Below are 18384 nucleotides of genomic sequence, written 5' to 3' on the forward strand. Positions count from 1 at the left end.
TAAGAAGAAGTAACGCTTAGTTATTTTCTGTATAACCCACGTTGCCTTAGCAATCGTGGGTTTTAGTATTTTCTTTCATTTATAACCATTACGACATTGAGTAACGAATTAATTATCAATTCTACTCAAGATGGAGAGCGGATTGCCCTGATTCAGGACAAACGCCTGGTCGAATATCATTACGAACGGAACGATACCAATTATACCGTTGGCGATATTTTTCTGGGCACCGTGAAAAAAGTAATGCCGGGACTAAATGCGGCTTTTATTGATATTGGTTATCAGAAAGACGCATTTTTACACTATCACGATTTAGGCGTACACATAAAGTCGCTTAATAAGTTTGTTAAAGTAACCCAAAACCAGAAAAACGTCTCGCCGCGGCTCAATGGCTTTAAGTTTGAGCCCGAGATAGATAAACTGGGTAAAATTGGGGACGTACTTAAAAAAGGCCAGCAGGTATTGGTGCAAATTGTAAAAGAACCAATATCTACGAAAGGCCCCCGTTTGTCTTGTGAGTTATCGCTGGCAGGCCGTTACCTGGTGCTCGTTCCTTTCTCTAACACGGTGAGCGTGTCTAAGAAAATAGTGAGCAAAGAAGAGCGTACCCGGCTTAAAAGGCTTATTATGTCTATTAAACCCGAAAATTTTGGGGTTATAATCCGGACAGTGGCCGAAGGCAAAGAGGTAGCCGAACTGGATCGCGACATGCGCAGCATGGTAGCCAACTGGGACGAAGGGGTTAAAGTACTTAAAACAGCTAAAGATCGCGATAAAATTATCGGCGAATTAGGACGCTCGTCCTCCATACTGAGAGATATTTTAAACGAGAGTTTTGATAGCATAGTGGTAGATAGCCCACAATTGCACGAAGAAATCAAGACTTACATCGAAAAAATTGCCCCTGATAAGGCCAAAATATTAAAGCATTATACGGGCAAAGTAAAAACTTTTGAACACTACGGCATCGAGAAGCAGCTTAAATCGCTTTTCGGTAAAACGGTTAGCATACCGGGTGGCGGTTACCTGATTATAGAGCACACCGAAGCATTACACGTAATTGATGTAAACAGCGGTAATAAATCTAACTCCGAAACCGACCAGGAAGCTACGGCGCTGAACGTAAATTTAACGGCCGCCCGCGAAATAGTAAGGCAACTGCGCCTGCGCGACTTAGGCGGCATTATTGTTACCGATTTCATCGACATGAAATCAGCCGAAAACCGGCAAAAGGTATTTGATGTAGTGAAGGAAGAGATGAAACGAGACCGTTCTAAATCGACGGTGCTTCCTATCTCTAAATTTGGGTTAATGCAAATTACCCGCCAGCGGGTACGGCCCGAACAAAATATTGTAACCGGAGAGGTTTGTCCTTCGTGCGGGGGCACCGGTAAAATAACCGCCAGTATTCTGGTAACCGACCAGATTGAGTCTACAATAGACGATTTGCTCACGGTGCAAAATCAAAAGGATATTACCTTAAATGTACATCCGTTTGTGTACTCGTATTATACCAAAGGTTTGGTGTCTAAACAGCTGAAACTGTATTTTAAATACTACAAATGGATTAAGTTTGTACAAGATACATCGCTGGGAATTACTGACTTTAAAGTGGTAGACGAACGAGGGGAAGAAATTGAGCTGCACGCCAATAATTTTGAACCCAATAATGTGTCGGATAAATTAGTGCCGGCCGAAACCGAATAAAAAATTGAATTAATAGAAAAGCCCGTAATAAATGTTATTACGGGCTTTTTTTATGAGTTCTGAATTGGTTAAAATTTCATTCCTAAATCTAAGGCAACATACGTGTTTTTAATCTCAATATTTTTATTGCTAAACCGTTCTTCATAATAATCATCTACATCAAACAAGCCGCGGTGGTAAGATAAGCCGCCAAATACTTTGGTGCTTTCGCCGAGTTGCTTTTCTACGCCTGCTCCCAGTAACACGCTAAAATCAAATAAATTAAACCGTTTGGCGTATTTATCGTTCGAGGCATCTAGCTTTTCGCCGTTAACCCGCGCCGCCATACGGGTATCTAACGAGGCACCCGGCTGAAAATAAAGCTTGGTATCGGGAGCAATTTCGTTGGTATATAGTTTTATAGTAAGTGGTATTTCCAGGTAGTGCAGGTTAAATTCGTCGGATTCGCGGCTGGTAGCTGTTGCCGTTGGTTTAAAAGATACCCCCGCACCACGGCTATTGTAAATCAAACCGGTACTAAAAGCGTAATTCGCACCAAAAAAATAATCGGCCGTAACGCCGCCGCCAAAGCGGGTCTTGGCATTTAAAGATTCAAAATTTAGCTCTTTGAGGCCAACTACCCGGTTTGTAGCAATAGAAGGAGTAATTTTAAGGCCTATTTCCCATTGGGCAAAGGCGGTACCGGTTATAAAAAACAGAACGGCTATTAAAGTTATTTTTTTCATAGTGAAGATTAATTATTTATGCTAATATCGATTTTGTTAGACAATTCGTTTCTAATTTTGCCCAAATGTACTTAGTTCATGCGAAAACCAATAGCTCTTCTTTTTACTTTCCTATTCTTTCTTAGTTGCCGCCCACAAACCTGTGAAATAGATCCGGAGGTTGCTAAAATTAATGTTACGCTAAACTTTGAACGTTTGGAAAGGCCTTTCTACGGATTAAAGAACGAAAATGAGGTACAAAACTTTCTAAAAAATAATCCGGCCTTTACAAATAAATATTTGGCGGGCAACCAATTTGGCGAAGAAGCAGATTTAGAAGGTTCGTTACTAGCTTTAATTCAGGAACCCAACTTACAACGCTTTGTACGCGAAACCGATGCTTATTTTGGCGACTTGACCGATGTACAACAAGATTTAATTAAAGGTTTTAAGCACCTTAAATATTTTTACCCCAACTTTAACGTACCTGCTGTAAAAACTTTTAATAGTGGTTTGCTAGGACCAGATTTATTCCTGACTAATAGTTTGGTAATATTGGGTATTGATTATTTTGCCGGGAAAAAAGCCAGCTACCGCCCGCAACAACCCGATTATATTTTAACCCGCTATAACCGGGCAAACATAGTGCCGGCGCTGTTTACACTTATTTCGTCGCGCTACAATAAAACGGATTCGCGCAACAACACCATGCTGGCCGAAATGATTAACTACGGTAAGTCTTATTATTTTACCCAGCGCATGTTGCCTTGTACGCCCGATTCGGTAATCATGGGCTACTCCGACCAGCAAATAGCCGATGTGAATTTTAACGAAGGTAAAATATGGGCGCACTTTATTCAGAAAAGCCTGCTGTATGAAACCAGTCATTTTAAAATAAATAAATATACCGGCGAGCGGCCCAGCATTCCCGAAATTAGTAACCGCTGCCCGGGCCGTGTGGCCACCTGGGTGGGCTGGCAAATAGTAAGAAAATACATGCAGGAAAATCCCCATGTAACCTTGCCCCAACTCATGGCCGAGACTGATGCACAGAAAATATTTACGCAAGCGCGGTACAAGCCCAAACGCAAAAAGTAAGGCCGTAATAAAATTTTTTAGCGCGATAATAGGTTGGTAGCTCCCGTTATTACTGGAAAAGTTGCAGAAACTGGTGCGTGATTTTTTCGCGGGAGAAAGCACGCTCGGCTAACTGGCGGGCATTCTGCTGCGCTTCTTTTAATAATGCGGGGTGTTGCAGATAGGGTACTAATTGCCGTACAAAAGTTTCCGGGGCATCAGGAGCAGCGTAAAAGCCACATTGGTGCTGTTCTACTAATTCCTTTAACCAGCCTTGGGTGTTTACAAGCGTAAGTTTACCTGCGGCCAGCGAATCAAAAAATTTATTTGGGCTGGTAGTACGCAAAACCGGTTGGGTATCGAAGGAGGTATAGGTGGCGTGGGCATCAGCCAAGTATTCTTTTACCTGTTCCCGGTTTAATGTACCCACCCAGGTAATATTTTCTAAATGCTTTAGCTGAGCCTGATGTTGTAGCCAACTGGCTTGCGCACCGCTACCGGCAATTATAAATTTTACTTGCGGTAAGTTATGCTCTAAACAGGCGGTGGCAATATCCAGCAAAGCGCTTACCTGATTGGCCCGCCCCAAAGCACCGGCATACAAAATAACAAAATCATCTGTAAAATTTCTCCGCGTGGGGCTACCATGTTGGTAAAATTGGCAATCGGCCATATTGGGCAACAGGGCAATAGCTGCGGCTGGTTTATAAGGCAAAATACCAGCCTTAATTCCCGGTGATAAGGCAATAACCTTACTGGCTTGGCGGTATAAATAATGTTCTAAACCGTAGAGCGAGCGTTGCAATATTTTGGGCTTAATGTACCCTAACTGAATGGGGGCTTCGGGCCACAAATCGCGTACTTCGAAATAAAAAGGAATATTTTTGAGCTTTTTTAAAGCCAAGGCTACCAGGCCAACCGTGAGTGGGGTAGAAGTAGCATAAACCAAATTGGCTTGTTTAATCTTAAATGCTACCCCCAAACTGCGGCAGGTAAAGCTAAGGAAAGAAAGAATGCGGCGGGCTGCGCCATAGCTATTGTTGTAGTTTACCGGCAAATAATGAACCCGGATACCGGCCACCTGCTCCTGGTAATAATTTGGGCCATTATGGGCGGTAATTAATTCTACGGTGTGGCCGGCATCAATCAGGGCCTTGCCCAGGTAAAAAGAGCGTAAAGCGCCGCCCTGTTCTGGTTTGCGAAAATATTGATGAATGTAGATTATCTTCATCAACCAAAATTATGTTGGAGCCATTTGGCCAGTACAATTAAAGCCCATAGCTCGGCACTAAAATCATGGCGGCCCCGCAAATGTATTTGTAGCAACTTTTGGGTGCGGGTAAAATCCAGGTACGTAAAAAGCAAATGCTCCGGATCTTGCAGTTCAGCTAGTAGCCATTGGTTTTGATTTTGGCGTAACCACCGCCCCAGAGGCATGCCAAAACCTTCTTTGCTTCGGCCTAAAAAAGCTTTGCCATCCTGACGGGCCAATAACTCTTTGGGTACCCATTTTTGTCCGTGCCGGAATAACAATTCGGTGGGCAGACCGGCTAAATAAAGCTGCAGGTGGTTATCGAGAAAAGGAGTGCGTACCTCCAGGGAGTGCTGCATAGCCGCTTGGTCGGTTACGGCCAAAACATCCGAAATTAAATAATGATGCTGGTCGTGGCGCAAACACCAACGTAGCCAATCTGTGTTTTCGTCGGCGGGGTTGGTTATAATTTTAGGTAAAGAGGCGTTAAGTAATAATTGCCCCAAACGCTGATCCAAGGAGGTAAAATTGAGGAAAGTCTGGCGGGGGCTTTTTTGGATTTTATAGGATAACTTGTGCCACAAAGCAAACTTTTTCCGAAGCGGGTGGTTAAAGCCGGTAGGCAGAAACCCAACCAGGGGTTTGGCCAGTTGCTTAAAAATAAGGGCTTTTTGCTGATTTTGTAAATACTTATAAAAAGCGCGGTGGCGGTTATAACCGGCAAATAATTCGTCGGCGCCGGCACCCGAGAGGGCCACTTTTATATACGGTTTTACCTGTTGGGCCAGGTAAGCGGTTAATAAAGCTGCGCCGTCGGCAATGGGCTGGTCCAAGCCTTGTACCAACGCATCGGTTTGCGTTAAAATCGAATCATCAATCTCAAATACGGTATGGGTGGCGCCGTACTTTTCGGCGGCTAAGCGGGCAAAGCGGGCATCGTCGGAACCATAAGAACCTTCGCTGGCCTTTAGGGCAATGGTAAAAGCCGGAAATTGCCGGTGCCCGGCGCGGTGCAACAGCGCAAGCAGTAATGTAGAATCAATGCCGCCACTTAAAAATAAACCCACCGGTACATCGGCTATTAAGTGCTTTTGTAAACTTTCGGATAGCAGGCGTTCGGTGTGCGGTACTAATTGGTCAAACTTATCGGTATTGGTTTGGTGCTGCGGACTGGTGTAGGTATGTAACGTACTTTTACCTTGCGAATAATACAAGGCGCAACCCTCTTTTAGCTCTTGTACCCGCTTGTAGAAAGTTTGGGGTTTGGCCGCGTGCCGGTAATTTAAATATTGCGGCAACTGGGCTTGGTTTAATTCTTTTGGGATTAAGCCCGAGCGCAGAATACCTTTTATTTCGGACGATACAATAAAGTAATCCGGGGTTTCGGCGTAATACAAAGGCTTTATGCCAAAGCGGTCGCGGGCTAGCCACAATAACTGTTGTTGTCGGTCGTAGAAAGCCAGCGCGTACATGCCGTTTAAATGATTCAGCGCTCGTTGGCCTTCCAGAATCAGCAGATGTAAAATTACTTCGGTATCGGACTGAGTCCGGAAAATTATGCCTTTTAATTCGAGCCGCTGGCGTAACTCACGGTAATTATAGAGCTCACCGTTGTATAACAGCCAATAACGATTATCTGTCGAGGCAAAAGGTTGGTTGGCGCTATCACGCGGGTCAATAATCTTAAGCCGGTTGTGCCCAAAAAATATCCTGCCATTAGGGTTGTATGGTTCGGCGGTAAAAACCGTTGCATCGGGGCCACGGTGCAAGGTAGCGGCGGCCATTTGCCGGATTGGCTCTTCACTAAGCTTTCCCTTCTTATCAACAATAATATTTATGCCGCACAAAATTTAAAGAGTAAATTTTTGAATGAGTGAATGGGTATAGATAGGTAAGCGTTTGAATAAAATTTGTGGTTACAAAGGTAGGGGTACTGGTACAGGAAGCCAAACAGTAAAAAATAAATTTCAACCTTTAACTACTGTCCTGTTATTTACCCTAAAAATTATTTACCCAACTTTAACTTTCAAAAAATCAGTCATTCACTCATTCAAAACCCATTCATTAAATCTTATTCTCCGGGTCGTCGGGTAGGTTGGGGTAATATTTTTGGTAGAAGTAACAGAAATGGGTTAAAGGGCAAATTTCGCATTTAGGCCGGCGGGCCACACAAATATAGCGGCCGTGTAAAATAAGCCAATGGTGGGCTTTAGGCACTAGTGCAGTAGGTACGTATTTCATTAACTGGTTTTCTACTTCGCGGGGCGTGTGCGCATTTTTAGAAGCCAGGCCAATGCGTTTAGATACCCGGAACACGTGCGTATCTACGGCCATGGCGGGCTGGTTGTAAATAACCGATACAATTACGTTGGCTGTTTTACGGCCTACCCCAGGTAATTTTTGAAGTTCTTCTACGGTGCTGGGTACTTCTGAACCAAAGGTGCTTACCAGCATTTTACCTAAACCGCTCAGGTGTTTGGCCTTGTTGTTGGGGTAAGAAATACTTTTAATGTAAGGCAATATTTCTTCGGGCGAAGCGGCGGCCAAATGTTCGGGCGTAGGGTAGGCCTGCAGCAAGGCGGGTGTTACCATATTTACGCGCTTATCGGTGCACTGGGCGCTTAGTACAACGGCTACCAATAACTCGTAAGCGTTGCTGTAATGCAGCTCAGTTTCGGGCTCCGGAAAGTTAGAAGTAAAATATTCAATTAAATGGCGGAAACGTTCGGGTTTGCGCATAAAAAAAAGTTTGCAGCTTTTAGTGCTGCAAACTTAATTTTTTAGAATAACTTAAAATAGCACTTATGGATTTTTCGCTCGGTTCTTTTTGGAGTTGCTCCAGGGTAGCCTTGGCAATTAAAAGTTCGGCGCATTGTTCGGCCAGGTGTTGGTCCTGTAACAGCGCAATTTCCAGTTGCTTTTTAAGCTTCTCGTTCAGTTCGTTATATACATACTGAAGCAGCTCATTCTGAGTAAAGATTTTTGTCATATATTTGCGGGTTAGTCATTTTCTTTCTCAAATTAATGAGAGCATACCGCATTCTGCCCAAGGCGGTATTAATGCTAACACCCGTAGTCTCGGCTATTTCCTGAAAACTCATATCGGCATAATGCCGCATAATAAGTACTTCTTTCTGAGCTTCCGGCAATTGCTGAATCAGCTCCCGCAGACGATCGTGTGTTTCCTCTTTAATTTGCAATGCTTCGATTGACTCTTCTGAAAACGACAGCGTATTAAAAATATTGCCGTTGTCTTCTAAATTTATCATCGGATTGCGTTTTTCTTTCCGGAAATAATCGATTGCGAGGTTGTGGGCAATCCGGCAGATCCAAGACGAGAATTTACCTTCCTCATTGTACCGGCCGCTTTTCATGGTATGAATGGCCTTGATAAAAGTATCCTGTAACAGATCTTCGGCTGTTTCAGTATCTTTTACTATCAGTAAAATAGTGGTGTAAACCTTGTTTTTATGTCGGTTAACCAAAAGCTCAAAGGCATTTTCGTTACCTGTAATATAGAGCGAAACTAAAGCGGAATCGCTAAGTTGAACAATATTCATTTTAAAGCTACATAAGGATTAATGTAGAGCTTTTATCATGCTGTAGGAGTCTAAAATGTTAGAACTAATTTTGTTTTTGCCTTATCCAAATTTATGTAAGTATTTTTAGAAATGCAATGCCTTATTAAAAGTTTTTAAATATTTTATCTAAAAATAAATTCATTAATTTCAAATTGTTTCTAAAAAGCGCTTATTGTTTAATATATTAAAATAATATATTTTATTTAAATATTAGCCATAAACAACGCTACTCCCATGACCCAATTTTTTACCGAATGGTTGCTTTACCTCAAGAAAATAATTTAAAATTTTGCCTGACTGGTAAATTTATGTCTTTGCAATAATTGAGCCATGCATTCGCTATTTTAAGTTGGGCTAAATAAAAAAATAAATCCCGGGGCATGGCCTTAAAACCTGCGCCCGGGATTTACAGAACACTTGTTCAGATTAAATATTACTTCTTAGGCAAAGTAGCTTCTATTTGTTTTAACTCGGCCTCTAACTGCTGCAACTGCTCGTCTACTTTTTTAATGGCCGGGCTGTTTTGCTGTTCTTTCACGTTTTTGGCTTTGTTTAGCAATTCGGCTTTTTGTTTTATTAAAGCATTACGTTCGTTTACAATAGCTACTTTCCGGTTGGCCATTTGGGCTTCCGGCGAATTGGCTGGTACGGCAAAGCCTTGCTCGGTTACTATCAGCTCGGTTTGGGTACTACCAATTGCTTTCTGGGCGTTTTCCTGAATTACTTTGTAACGCAGCATATCGTACTCCAGCATTACAATCTTGTTTTCGGCGTTTAGTACATAGCCTTCCTTAATTTTTTCGCGGCGTTTGCCTTTAAAAACAACCGTGCCATCGCGCATTACTTTGGTGCCATTAGCTAAAGTTACATCTTGGGTAAGCGGCGTTAATTCTCCGTTTTTAATTTGCACCATTTTACTTTGGTACATGGCATAGCCATCTTTAAGTTTAGCAGGTTCTAAAGCCGAAGGTTTTATTTGCGGATTGGTGTCTTGCGCTTGCACACCTTGGGTTCCCCAAAGCATTAAAGCGCTAATAAAAAGTATAAGTTTTGTTTTCATAGAAATAAAATTAATTATATCTCGCTAATGCAAATTTTGCTCCAGAATCATAATAAGAGCAGTTTTGTTACAATTTGTGCTGCAATTAAGTTAATAAAAATTAAAGAAAATAGCAATTGTATTTTTTATTGCCTTTTGCCTTTATTTAATGAAACAGGTAGTTAAAATATTTATAAAGTCGGTAAATACCCCAATAATTTATCAGTAGTGATGTTTAATGCGTATGCTTATAACATAGTAATTAACAAGGGTTAAAAGAAATGAAAGCTAGTAATTCGTTCTTCAAAGATGTGTTTTTCTGAACGGCAATTGCTGCCATGGTGTACCGCCTGACAGCTAGTGCGACTGTATAATTTTTGAAAACATAAAACCAACACCGGTGGTTAAAGAAGGCAGACAAATACCGGATTTTGCCGGCATATTCTTTTTATTTACACCAGTTGCTTAAATTATTGCATGCTTAAAATAGCCTGGACAACCCAATACGCTCACGCCCTGCCCGAAGGCCACCGTTTCCCGATGCTTAAATACGAATTGCTGCCCGAGCAACTGCTTTACGAAGGCACAATTACACCCGATAATATATTTGCGCCGGCGCCTTTAGCCGAAGAAACCATTTTACTTACCCACGACGCCACGTACTGGCAACGCTTAAGTAACCTGCAGCTTACGCCCACCGAAATCCGGAAAACTGGTTTCCCGCTGTCGCAGGCGTTGGTAGAGCGAGAAATAATAATTATGAACGGTACCGTGCAGGCGGCGCTTTTTGCCTTGGAGTTTGGTATTGGCATGAACATAGCCGGTGGTACCCACCACGCTTTTACCGACCGGGGCGAAGGTTTTTGTTTATTAAACGATATGGCTATTGCCGCTAATTATTTACTAACCCACCGAAAAATAAAAAAAATATTAATCGTTGATTTAGATGTACATCAGGGAAATGGCACCGCCCAAATATTTACGCACGAGCCGCGGGTGTTTACATTTAGCATGCACTCGGGCCACAACTATCCCTTTCATAAAGAAAAATCGGATTTAGATTTGCCTTTGCCCGACGGCATAGAAGATGCGGCGTATTTAAAATTATTAAAAGACACGCTGCCCAAACTAATAGATCAGGTACAACCAGATTTTGTTTTCTACCAATCGGGGGTAGATATATTAGCTACCGATAAATTAGGCCGGTTAAAAATAAGCATAGCCGGTTGCAAAGAGCGCGACCGGTTTGTGCTGGATACTTGCCGGCACCACCGCATACCCATAACCGTAAGCATGGGCGGCGGCTACTCCCAAAAAATTACGGACATTGTAGAGGCACACGCCAATACATTCCGGTTGGCCCAGTACTTATATTTTTAATTACGGCTTTTAAGTTTAGCGGGGCGACTGTAGCCGTGGCCCATTGTAAAAATGGCTTTTAAAAGTAAATAAATAATGGGAGTAAGCCCTGCCAGTAGCACTAAAAAGAAAACAGCCTGCAGAATATTAAAGACAAATGATAAAAAAATAGTGGCAATAAATAAAGAGCAGAAGAATAATATCCAGAAAGGGGTTGATCTTTTGGCCATTATAAAAAAGCATTGCTGCCGATGGTGAGGTACTAAGATAATGAAAATGAGTAAAATAATGAAAGGTTTTTGTAAAATAATAAGTCCGATGGGATAATTTGCATCAAACTAGTGGCAGTAAGCATTTCTTATTTTTCTTTCTAAACAGATAGCTAACGGCTTTTTTTAATGTAAGCACAACACTTGTGTCCGCAGAAAAGCTAAAAATGCCTCAATCTTTCGGTTTGTGAGGGCACAAACCGAGGATCGAAGGTGCAGGTTTTAAGCGAAACTTGTATCTAAATAGAATTCTCGAGCGCTTCATTATTATTAGAATAGCACCAGAATTGCTTTCTGAGAATGGCCGGCAATTCTGTTATCCGACTATTAACTCCTAACTCATTTATTCATAATAACCTGCCACCGGAAAGCCCATTGCCATTTTAGCGAATATTTCTGGATACCGGCTGCTGCTAAAATTTGCTGAATTTCGGGTTTGCGGAAGGCCCGGAGCACCGACAGTGGGGCATCGTTTTTAACGAGGTAAGAACCGGAAAATAATTGGGTAAGGTATTTAATGGAATAATAGGCGAGCGGGTGCCGGTGCAAATCGTTAATAATAACGGCCGTAAGGGCTTGCCCGTAAAGTTGTTGCCACATAGCGATTAGCTGCTCGGTGGTAAAGTGGTGGCAAAATAAGCTGCAAATAATAATATCGTAGCGGCGGGCCTGAAAACCAGTCGTAAAAATATTTTCCTGAATAATGCTGATGTTGGGGAAAGAACGACATTTCTGGCGGGCATAATTTACCATAAAATCGTTGGCATCTATGCCGGTAAGCGCCACCGGCACACCCTGCTTTTGCGCCCATCGGGCTACCACCCGCAAAATATCACCACCGCCACACCCAATATCGGCTATTTGTAAAGGTTGTGCCGATGGGTTTAAACGGCTTTGCTTATGTAATATTTTGTTTAAAGCATCGGTAACTACCCGGTTGCCGCCGAGCCAGTGGTTAATAATTTCCAGCTCGTCCAGGTTTTTGCGCAATGCCTCACCCGATAGGTTCAGGTCGTCCATTAGTTCGAGGTCTTGCGAGCGCTGGCTAAACATAGTGAATTTGGGTAAGCATCGATTCCAGGGTCAGGCCAGGGCCAAAAGCAAAACTCAGTACCGGTGCATCGGCCTGTTCCGGCCCCACCGATTCTAGCAACGATTTTAAAACAAACAGCACCGTAGCCGACGACATGTTGCCAAAGTGGCGCAATATTTCGTAGGCAAAGCGGTTCTGGTGTTTGGTAATACCTAATTCCTGCTCAATACATTCTAATATTTTACGCCCGCCCGGGTGAATGGCAAATAAATCTATCTGGGAAAAATCAATGGGCAGATTAGCCAGTAAATTATCAGTAAGTTGCCTAACGCCCTTTTTAATCATGTCGGGCACGTACGACGATAAAGTCATTTCAAAGCCAAAGTCAGAAATATGCCAGGCCATTTCTTTTTTGCCGGCGGGTACCAAATCGCAGTGAAACGATTTTATCTGCAAACAGGTGCTGTCGGTGGGTTGGGCCTGCAGGAGTACCGCCGCGGCACCATCGCCAAACAAAGCGTTAGATACCAAGTGGTCGGCTTCGCGGTGTTTCTGAAAATGAATGGTACAGATTTCGGTGCAAACTACCAATACGCGTGCTTTGGGGTTGGCCTGGCAAAAAGCATCGGCGGCTTTTAAGCCATTAAAAGCGGCATAACAACCCATAAAATTAATGGCTGTACGCTGAATTGCCGGTGACAAGTGCAACTCTTCTAATATTTCAATATCGAGGCCGGGCGCATACATGCCGGTGCAGCTTACCGTAATTAAATGGGTAATAGCGCTGAGCGTTACTTCGGGTATTTGGCTTAAACAATCGTTTATAGCGGCTACCGATAAGTTTAAGGCGTGCTGCCGGTAAAGGGCCATGCGAGGCTTAACCGTCGGGAATGGCTCTAGATTAGGCGTATTTGGAAAAAAAGTAAAATTACCATTTTGTTTCTGATAATCATCGAGTACCGTATAGCGCTGCTCTATACCAGACACCCGGTATAAAGCTTGTAATTTCCGGGTCTCGGCAGCATCAAAGCCCAAAGCATCAGCCATAAAACCCGCTATTTGCATCTGCGGAATACGCACTTCAGGATTGGCAGTGCCTATGGCACAGATATAACTATTCATCGTGCTATTATAAGCAAAATTGGTACAAATTGTTTTAAAATGATTGGGTATGCTTCTGGCGCTACCGTTAATTGCTACTGCCGGCAGGCCGGTAATTTGAGATAAATTAAAAAGGCCGGCCGTGGGTTTGGGCCATGAGAAAACGAACCCCCGCCGGAAATTGTTTAAACGTGCTTAGCACCATTTCGGTTAGAATTGGTTTACCAAAGAGCCCCTGCACCAATCGGCCCGTTCTTAACCGGCTATTAAATTGTTTTTGCCAGCGCTGGGTATACGTTTGTTCTAGTTGGGCACGGGTAAAATGGCCCGCCGCGTATTCCAGAATACAATCACTTACAATTTTAGCGGCATGAATGGCCATGGCCATGCCATTACCGCATAAAGGTGTAATTAAACCGGCGGCGTCGCCGCAAAAAAGTACGTGGTCTTCTACGCAGGATTTAGGCGCAAAAGAAATTTCGTTTATTACTTCGGGTTGGGGGTATAAAAATTCGGCTTCGGCCAGAATATTTTTTAAATAAGGGTTACGGGCCAGAATATTCGCTTCTAATGCTGCAATATTGCCGCTGGTTTTCAGGTTGGCGCGGGTGGTAAGGTAACAAAAGCAATATTTATCTTCTTCAATGGCCGAAATACCGGCGTAGCCATCTTTAAAATTGTGTAAACAAATTAAATCTTTGGGTAGCGGGGTGCGCACGTGGTATTTAACGCCAATGTAAGGCGAGCGCTGGTTAAAAAAATGCCGTTGTAAGTTACGGTCCAGGTTGCTGCGCTTGCCGTATGCGCCAATTACTACATTAGCCGTACATGCTTCGCCATCGGTAAGTTTAATCAGAAATTGGTCGTTTATAAATTTCACTTCCTGTACCGGCGTTTTTTCCCGGATAACAACACCGGCCTGCAGGGCCAGTTTAGCCAGGTAATTATCGAGCGTATACCGACTGATACCAAAGCCACCTAAATCTAAAGGGCAGGTTAAGGTTTTACCCGAAGGAGAACTAAGCAGAAAATGCTGGATGTGAGCTGGCCTTAACGGCTCTACCGCAATACCCAGCGACTGCAGAAACGGGATCACTTCGTTAGATACGTACTCGCCGCAAACTTTATGAAACGGATATTGTTTCCGTTCATATAAGGTAACGGGCAAGCCCGCCTGCCCCAGGGCAATGGCGCTAACTAAACCGGCTAAACCGCCGCCAACAATGGTTATTTCACACAAATTTTTAATAATACAACAGGTATATAAAAAAAGTACAAGGTAAATACTGCTTTAGTCTCTATTTTTGATCTAAAATCCAAAACCTAAATTTTTTTAAGCACGTTAGAAACAGGTATACAAGCAATTCTTAAACGGAAGTAATCAAATAAAAATACATGAAAAAATATTTACTTTTTGTATGGTTTTACACCCTGCTCTTTTCCGTAGCCTGGGCTCAGGTTGGCACCGCTAGCGAGGCAGCTAAAGTAGCTGCGCCGGCAGAATCGCTCAATAATCGCGTTAGCGAACCTGATGGGAAAAGTGTAACTGTTTTCCCGAACCCCAGCAATGGTATTGTATATGTTTCGCTGTCGGGTTTTAAAGGCAAACGCACCGACCTGCGGGTAATAAACGTAATTGGTAATGTGGTGCACCGGGAAGTTTTAACCGATGATGAAAGTAATAAAAAGCTTGATTTATCTAAGTTTGCCAGTGGCCTCTATTACGTTAAACTCCAAACCGATGATTTTAGCGAAATCCGGAAAGTAATTATAAAGTAGGTTTATTACTGGCGGTTTACATTTTTGTAGTACCCATTGTGCAATACTTATTTGTTTAACAGCTTATTTAAAGTTTTGTTGCGGTAAATTCTTGTCTGATATAATCTCAACTGCAGCACGGGTGGTATAATACCCATTCATTAATTTCTTTATCTCTAACCAACTATTTCCTTATACCGTTTAGGCAATAATATAACTAAGCTCCTCTGTTTATACAATAATTTATAGCTAAATACGCTTATAGATTTAGGCACCAGCCAGGCAGTTGCCGGCATTTTGCCATAATTCCGGCTTAATTAAACGTACGCAAGTAGCACTTATCTAATACAGCGGGTTGCACCCGAATAAAAATCAGCCTGAATATTGTTGGGGCAACGGGTATCTTAATATATTTGGTGGCTCGCTAGTCCTTAAAATCAGCTATGAAAAACCGACCGGTCACGATCAAAGACATTGCCCGTAGATTAAATATTTCTGTTTCTACTGTTTCGCGGGCTTTGCGGGGAGCTACCGATATTAACCCGGAAACAAAGAAAGCCGTTATTAATCTGGCCTCCGAACTGGATTATCAGCCCAATTCTATTGCTTTAAGTTTAGTAAAAAACAGAACCAATATTCTGGGAGTAATAATTCCGGATATTACTATTCCGTTTTTTGCGTCAGCTATCAGCGGCATCCAGGAAGTGGCCGCCGAGGCCGGATTTAACGTTATGATTTGTCAGTCGAACGAGTCAGAAGATACCGAAATAAATAATGCTCATGCTTTGCTTTCGAGCCGGGTAGCGGGCTTTATTGTGTCGGTGTCGGGCAAAACTACCACCTTCGAGCATTTTGAAACCATTCAGCGCCGGGGCGTGCCGTTGGTATTTTTCGACCGGATTTCCGAAGAAATAAAAGCTTCGCGGGTGCTTGTAGATGATTACGAGGGGGCTTTTAAAGTGGTAGAACATTTAATTAGTATGGGCTGCCGCCGCATTGCGCATTTATCGGGCCCCGAAATACTTAAACTCACTCAAAACCGGCTTAATGGTTATTTAGATGCGCTTCGGCAACATAATATGCCCGTAGAGCCTGACTTAATTTTGACAACCGACTTTAACCGCCGCCAAGCCTACGAAGCCACCCTGAAACTTTTGGATTTACCCCAGCCGCCCGATGCTATTTTTGCCATTAGCGACCGCGTAGCCATTGGTGCTATTATGGCCATAAAAGACCGCCAGTTACGCATTCCGGAAGATGTGGCGGTAGTAGGTTTTGGCAATGAAGCTACTTCGGCTATTCTGGACCCACCTTTAACTACGGTAATGCAATATCCTTTTGAAATGGGTAAAATTGCGGCGCAGCTTTTTCTGGAACAATTAAATACCGACCCCGAAGTTTACGTGCCGCAAACCAAAGTTTTAAAAACCGAATTAATTGTAAACAAATCGTCGTTGCGGCAACCGGGGTAAAAAAGCGGTTATACAATTTAATATTTCTGAAAGAGAAAATAAAACCGGATAATACCTGCCTGCGTTGGTTAGTACCAAAGGTTATTTATATAAAACTAAATAGAAAAGCATGAATACCGAACTGCAAAAGTATATACAAAGTACCAGTAGCTATTTTGAAGAAAAATATGGCAGTGCGCCCACGCTGGTTGCTTATGCTCCCGGCCGTATTAATATTATTGGCGAACATACTGATTATAATTTAGGTCTTTCTATGCCGGCCGCTATCAACCGGTGGGTGGTGGTATGTCTGCGCCTGCGCTCCGACCAAACCATTTCGGTAACCAGCCAGAACTACCACGATAAAATGGAATATACCCTGGGGCAGTCATTTACGCCGGCCGATAGCTGGGAAAAATATACGTACGGCAGCATTTCTATTTTTGGCAACCAATACCCCATTAAACAAGGCTTTGAGGCCGTAATCTGGGGCAATGTACCTATTGGCTCCGGCGTATCTTCGTCGGCGGCTATGGAAGTGGCCCTCATGAATGCTTTACGCGCTGCTTTTGCCCCCGATATGGACGACCTGGCTTTGGTAAAAATGTGCCAGCGGGTAGAGCACGAATATTTAAAAGTAAACAGCGGCCTCCTGGACCAATATGCTTCGCAGTTTTCGCGGGTAGGTAAGCTCATGATTCTGGATTTTAACCAGTTAAGTTCTGAGTACGTTGATGCCGATATGCAAGACTGGGCCTGGATTTTGGCCGATACCAAAGTAAAGCGCGAACTGGCCGGCAGCAAATATTCGGAACGGGTACAGGAAACTGCCGATGCCCTGCAGGAAATTAAAAGCAAAGATAGCCAGGTGCAGGGTTTCCGGGATATTACCGAAGCCCATCTGGATTTAATCAGTAACCCAACCCAGCGCAAGCGCATTAAACACCTGGTATTGGAAAACCAGCGGGTAGTTAAAGCCGCCGAAGCTTTAAGCACGAAAAATTTTGAAGAACTGGGTAAATTATTAACCGCTTCGCACGAGTCGTTGCGCGACGATTATGAGGTAAGTTGCCCGGAACTCGACTTTTTGGTAGCTACTGCTTTGCAATTGCCGTATTGTGCCGGCAGCCGCATGATGGGCGGCGGCTTTGGTGGTTGTACCATTAACCTGGTCCGGAAAGACTCGGTCATTAAATTTAATAATTTCCTGACCGATGAGTATGCCCGGGAATACGATATTGTAACCGAAATTAGTCATTATCAACTGGTAGACGGGGCGGGCAGTTACCAGGTGTAAAATCAGGTTTAGTTAAAATAGCTATCTTTTAAGTATATATTAAATATTTTTATACATGTTTATCGACCGAAAAATTTTAAGTGTTTTAGTATTAATCGGGTTATATTTCTTTTGGTTGCCCGGCGCTGCGGCCCAGAATTTTGCAAAGTGGGAAAAAGAAATTTCTACTTTAGAAGCGCGCAACAAAGCCGATAAGTCAGCTAAAAAGAATATTGTTTTTACGGGTAGTTCTTCTATTCGTTTGTGGGAAAACCTGACGGAATATTTTCCGGGTAAGAAAATCCTGAACCATGGCTTTGGAGGCTCGCAAACCGATGAGGTGGCTTATTTTGCCGATCGGTTGGTTACACCATACAAACCCAAACAAGTAGTTGTTTACAGCGGCGATAACGATTTGGCCTCGGGTAAAACGCCTGAAAAAGTACTTGCGGATTTTAAGGTGTTGTACGATAAAATTAAAGCAGCATCGCCTAAGGCCACGGTCACGTTTATTGCTATAAAGCCCAGTCCGTCGCGCAAACACCTAATGCCCCAGATTACCCAAGCCAATACGCTGGTTAAAAATTTTCTGGAAGAGCAAAAGCGAACCAGTTATGTAGATATTTACACCCCTATGTTGCTACCCAGCGGCAAACCCAAACCCGAATTATTTAAAGCTGATAGCCTGCACATGACCAAAGCCGGTTACGATATTTGGGCCCAGGCACTAAAACCGTATTTGAAGTAAGCAAACTAATATTTCCTAAATAAAGCAAA

Annotated in this window: 17 protein-coding genes; 7 read left to right on the top strand and 10 right to left on the bottom strand. The window is 43.0% G+C overall.

Features of this window, described 5'->3' with window-relative positions; all coding sequences use genetic code 11:
- The first annotated feature begins 96 nt into the window (after positions 1-96).
- Positions 97-1707, top strand: a complete 1611-nt coding sequence (locus tag ACO1R6_RS14900) for an Rne/Rng family ribonuclease (RefSeq protein ID WP_486265712.1) — start codon at positions 97-99, stop codon at positions 1705-1707.
- A gap of 68 nt (positions 1708-1775) precedes the next feature.
- Here the strand turns inward: ACO1R6_RS14900 and ACO1R6_RS14905 are convergent, their stop codons facing one another.
- Entirely contained in the window at positions 1776-2432 is a 657-nt protein-coding gene (locus tag ACO1R6_RS14905; RefSeq protein ID WP_486265713.1) for a porin family protein, read from the bottom strand.
- 78 nt (positions 2433-2510) lie between these two features.
- On the opposite strand from ACO1R6_RS14905, the gene gldB reads away from it, so the two are divergent.
- Positions 2511-3509, top strand: coding sequence for a gliding motility lipoprotein GldB (gene gldB / locus ACO1R6_RS14910; protein WP_486265715.1), 999 nt, complete (start codon positions 2511-2513; stop codon positions 3507-3509).
- 49 nt (positions 3510-3558) lie between these two features.
- On the opposite strand, the gene ACO1R6_RS14915 is transcribed toward gldB, so the two are convergent.
- From ACO1R6_RS14915 to ACO1R6_RS14940, 6 genes are all read right to left on the bottom strand, one after another.
- On the bottom strand, positions 3559-4719 hold the full coding sequence (locus ACO1R6_RS14915) for a glycosyltransferase family 4 protein (protein ID WP_486265716.1): 1161 nt from the start codon (positions 4717-4719) through the stop codon (positions 3559-3561).
- Positions 4719-6587 carry an asparagine synthase (glutamine-hydrolyzing) gene (gene asnB, locus ACO1R6_RS14920; protein ID WP_486265718.1) on the bottom strand — a complete coding sequence of 623 codons (1869 nt, stop codon included), beginning with the start codon at positions 6585-6587 and terminating at the stop codon, positions 4719-4721. The genes ACO1R6_RS14915 and asnB overlap by 1 nt, the downstream gene beginning before the upstream one ends.
- A 217-nt stretch (positions 6588-6804) precedes the next feature.
- A complete protein-coding gene (gene nth / locus ACO1R6_RS14925; protein WP_486265719.1) occupies positions 6805-7479 on the bottom strand; it encodes an endonuclease III in 675 nt (224 codons plus the stop codon).
- Between the two features lie 19 nt (positions 7480-7498).
- On the bottom strand, positions 7499-7729 hold the full coding sequence (locus ACO1R6_RS14930; protein WP_486265720.1) for a hypothetical protein: 231 nt from the start codon (positions 7727-7729) through the stop codon (positions 7499-7501).
- Complete coding sequence (locus ACO1R6_RS14935) at positions 7704-8300, bottom strand: RNA polymerase sigma factor (protein ID WP_486265721.1); 597 nt, start codon at positions 8298-8300, stop codon at positions 7704-7706. Before ACO1R6_RS14935 ends, ACO1R6_RS14930 begins: the two co-directional genes overlap by 26 nt.
- A gap of 454 nt (positions 8301-8754) precedes the next feature.
- Positions 8755-9381 (bottom strand): DUF6799 domain-containing protein, encoded by a 627-nt coding sequence (locus ACO1R6_RS14940; protein ID WP_486265723.1) that lies wholly within the window; start codon positions 9379-9381, stop codon positions 8755-8757.
- A gap of 456 nt (positions 9382-9837) precedes the next feature.
- Here ACO1R6_RS14940 and ACO1R6_RS14945 point away from each other — a divergent pair, with 456 nt between their 5' ends.
- Positions 9838-10740: a histone deacetylase family protein gene (locus tag ACO1R6_RS14945; RefSeq protein ID WP_486265724.1), complete on the top strand. Its 903-nt coding sequence runs from the start codon at positions 9838-9840 to the stop codon at positions 10738-10740.
- 587 nt (positions 10741-11327) lie between these two features.
- Here ACO1R6_RS14945 and ACO1R6_RS14950 read toward each other — a convergent pair.
- The 3 genes from ACO1R6_RS14950 to ACO1R6_RS14960 form a co-directional block, all read right to left on the bottom strand.
- The gene (locus ACO1R6_RS14950) at positions 11328-12041 is read right to left on the bottom strand and encodes a methyltransferase domain-containing protein (protein ID WP_486265725.1); all 714 of its coding nucleotides are present in this window, start codon (positions 12039-12041) and stop codon (positions 11328-11330) included.
- On the bottom strand, positions 12034-13143 hold the full coding sequence (locus ACO1R6_RS14955; protein WP_486265726.1) for a type III polyketide synthase: 1110 nt from the start codon (positions 13141-13143) through the stop codon (positions 12034-12036). Before ACO1R6_RS14955 ends, ACO1R6_RS14950 begins: the two co-directional genes overlap by 8 nt.
- A 106-nt stretch (positions 13144-13249) precedes the next feature.
- The gene (locus tag ACO1R6_RS14960; RefSeq protein ID WP_486265727.1) at positions 13250-14362 is read right to left on the bottom strand and encodes an NAD(P)/FAD-dependent oxidoreductase; all 1113 of its coding nucleotides are present in this window, start codon (positions 14360-14362) and stop codon (positions 13250-13252) included.
- A 155-nt stretch (positions 14363-14517) separates the two neighbouring features.
- Between ACO1R6_RS14960 and ACO1R6_RS14965 the strand changes: the two genes are divergently transcribed.
- The 4 genes from ACO1R6_RS14965 (at position 14518) to ACO1R6_RS14980 (ending at position 18355) form a co-directional block, all read left to right on the top strand.
- Positions 14518-14901, top strand: a complete 384-nt coding sequence (locus ACO1R6_RS14965; protein ID WP_486265728.1) for a T9SS type A sorting domain-containing protein — start codon at positions 14518-14520, stop codon at positions 14899-14901.
- A 422-nt stretch (positions 14902-15323) separates the two neighbouring features.
- The gene (locus ACO1R6_RS14970; RefSeq protein ID WP_486265729.1) at positions 15324-16352 is read left to right on the top strand and encodes a LacI family DNA-binding transcriptional regulator; all 1029 of its coding nucleotides are present in this window, start codon (positions 15324-15326) and stop codon (positions 16350-16352) included.
- A gap of 109 nt (positions 16353-16461) precedes the next feature.
- Positions 16462-17628 carry a galactokinase gene (gene galK, locus ACO1R6_RS14975; protein ID WP_486265730.1) on the top strand — a complete coding sequence of 389 codons (1167 nt, stop codon included), beginning with the start codon at positions 16462-16464 and terminating at the stop codon, positions 17626-17628.
- 55 nt (positions 17629-17683) lie between these two features.
- Positions 17684-18355 (top strand): SGNH/GDSL hydrolase family protein, encoded by a 672-nt coding sequence (locus ACO1R6_RS14980; RefSeq protein WP_486265731.1) that lies wholly within the window; start codon positions 17684-17686, stop codon positions 18353-18355.
- The last annotated feature ends 29 nt before the right edge of the window (positions 18356-18384 follow it).

The sequence above is a fragment of the Adhaeribacter sp. genome (genome assembly GCF_057359045.1).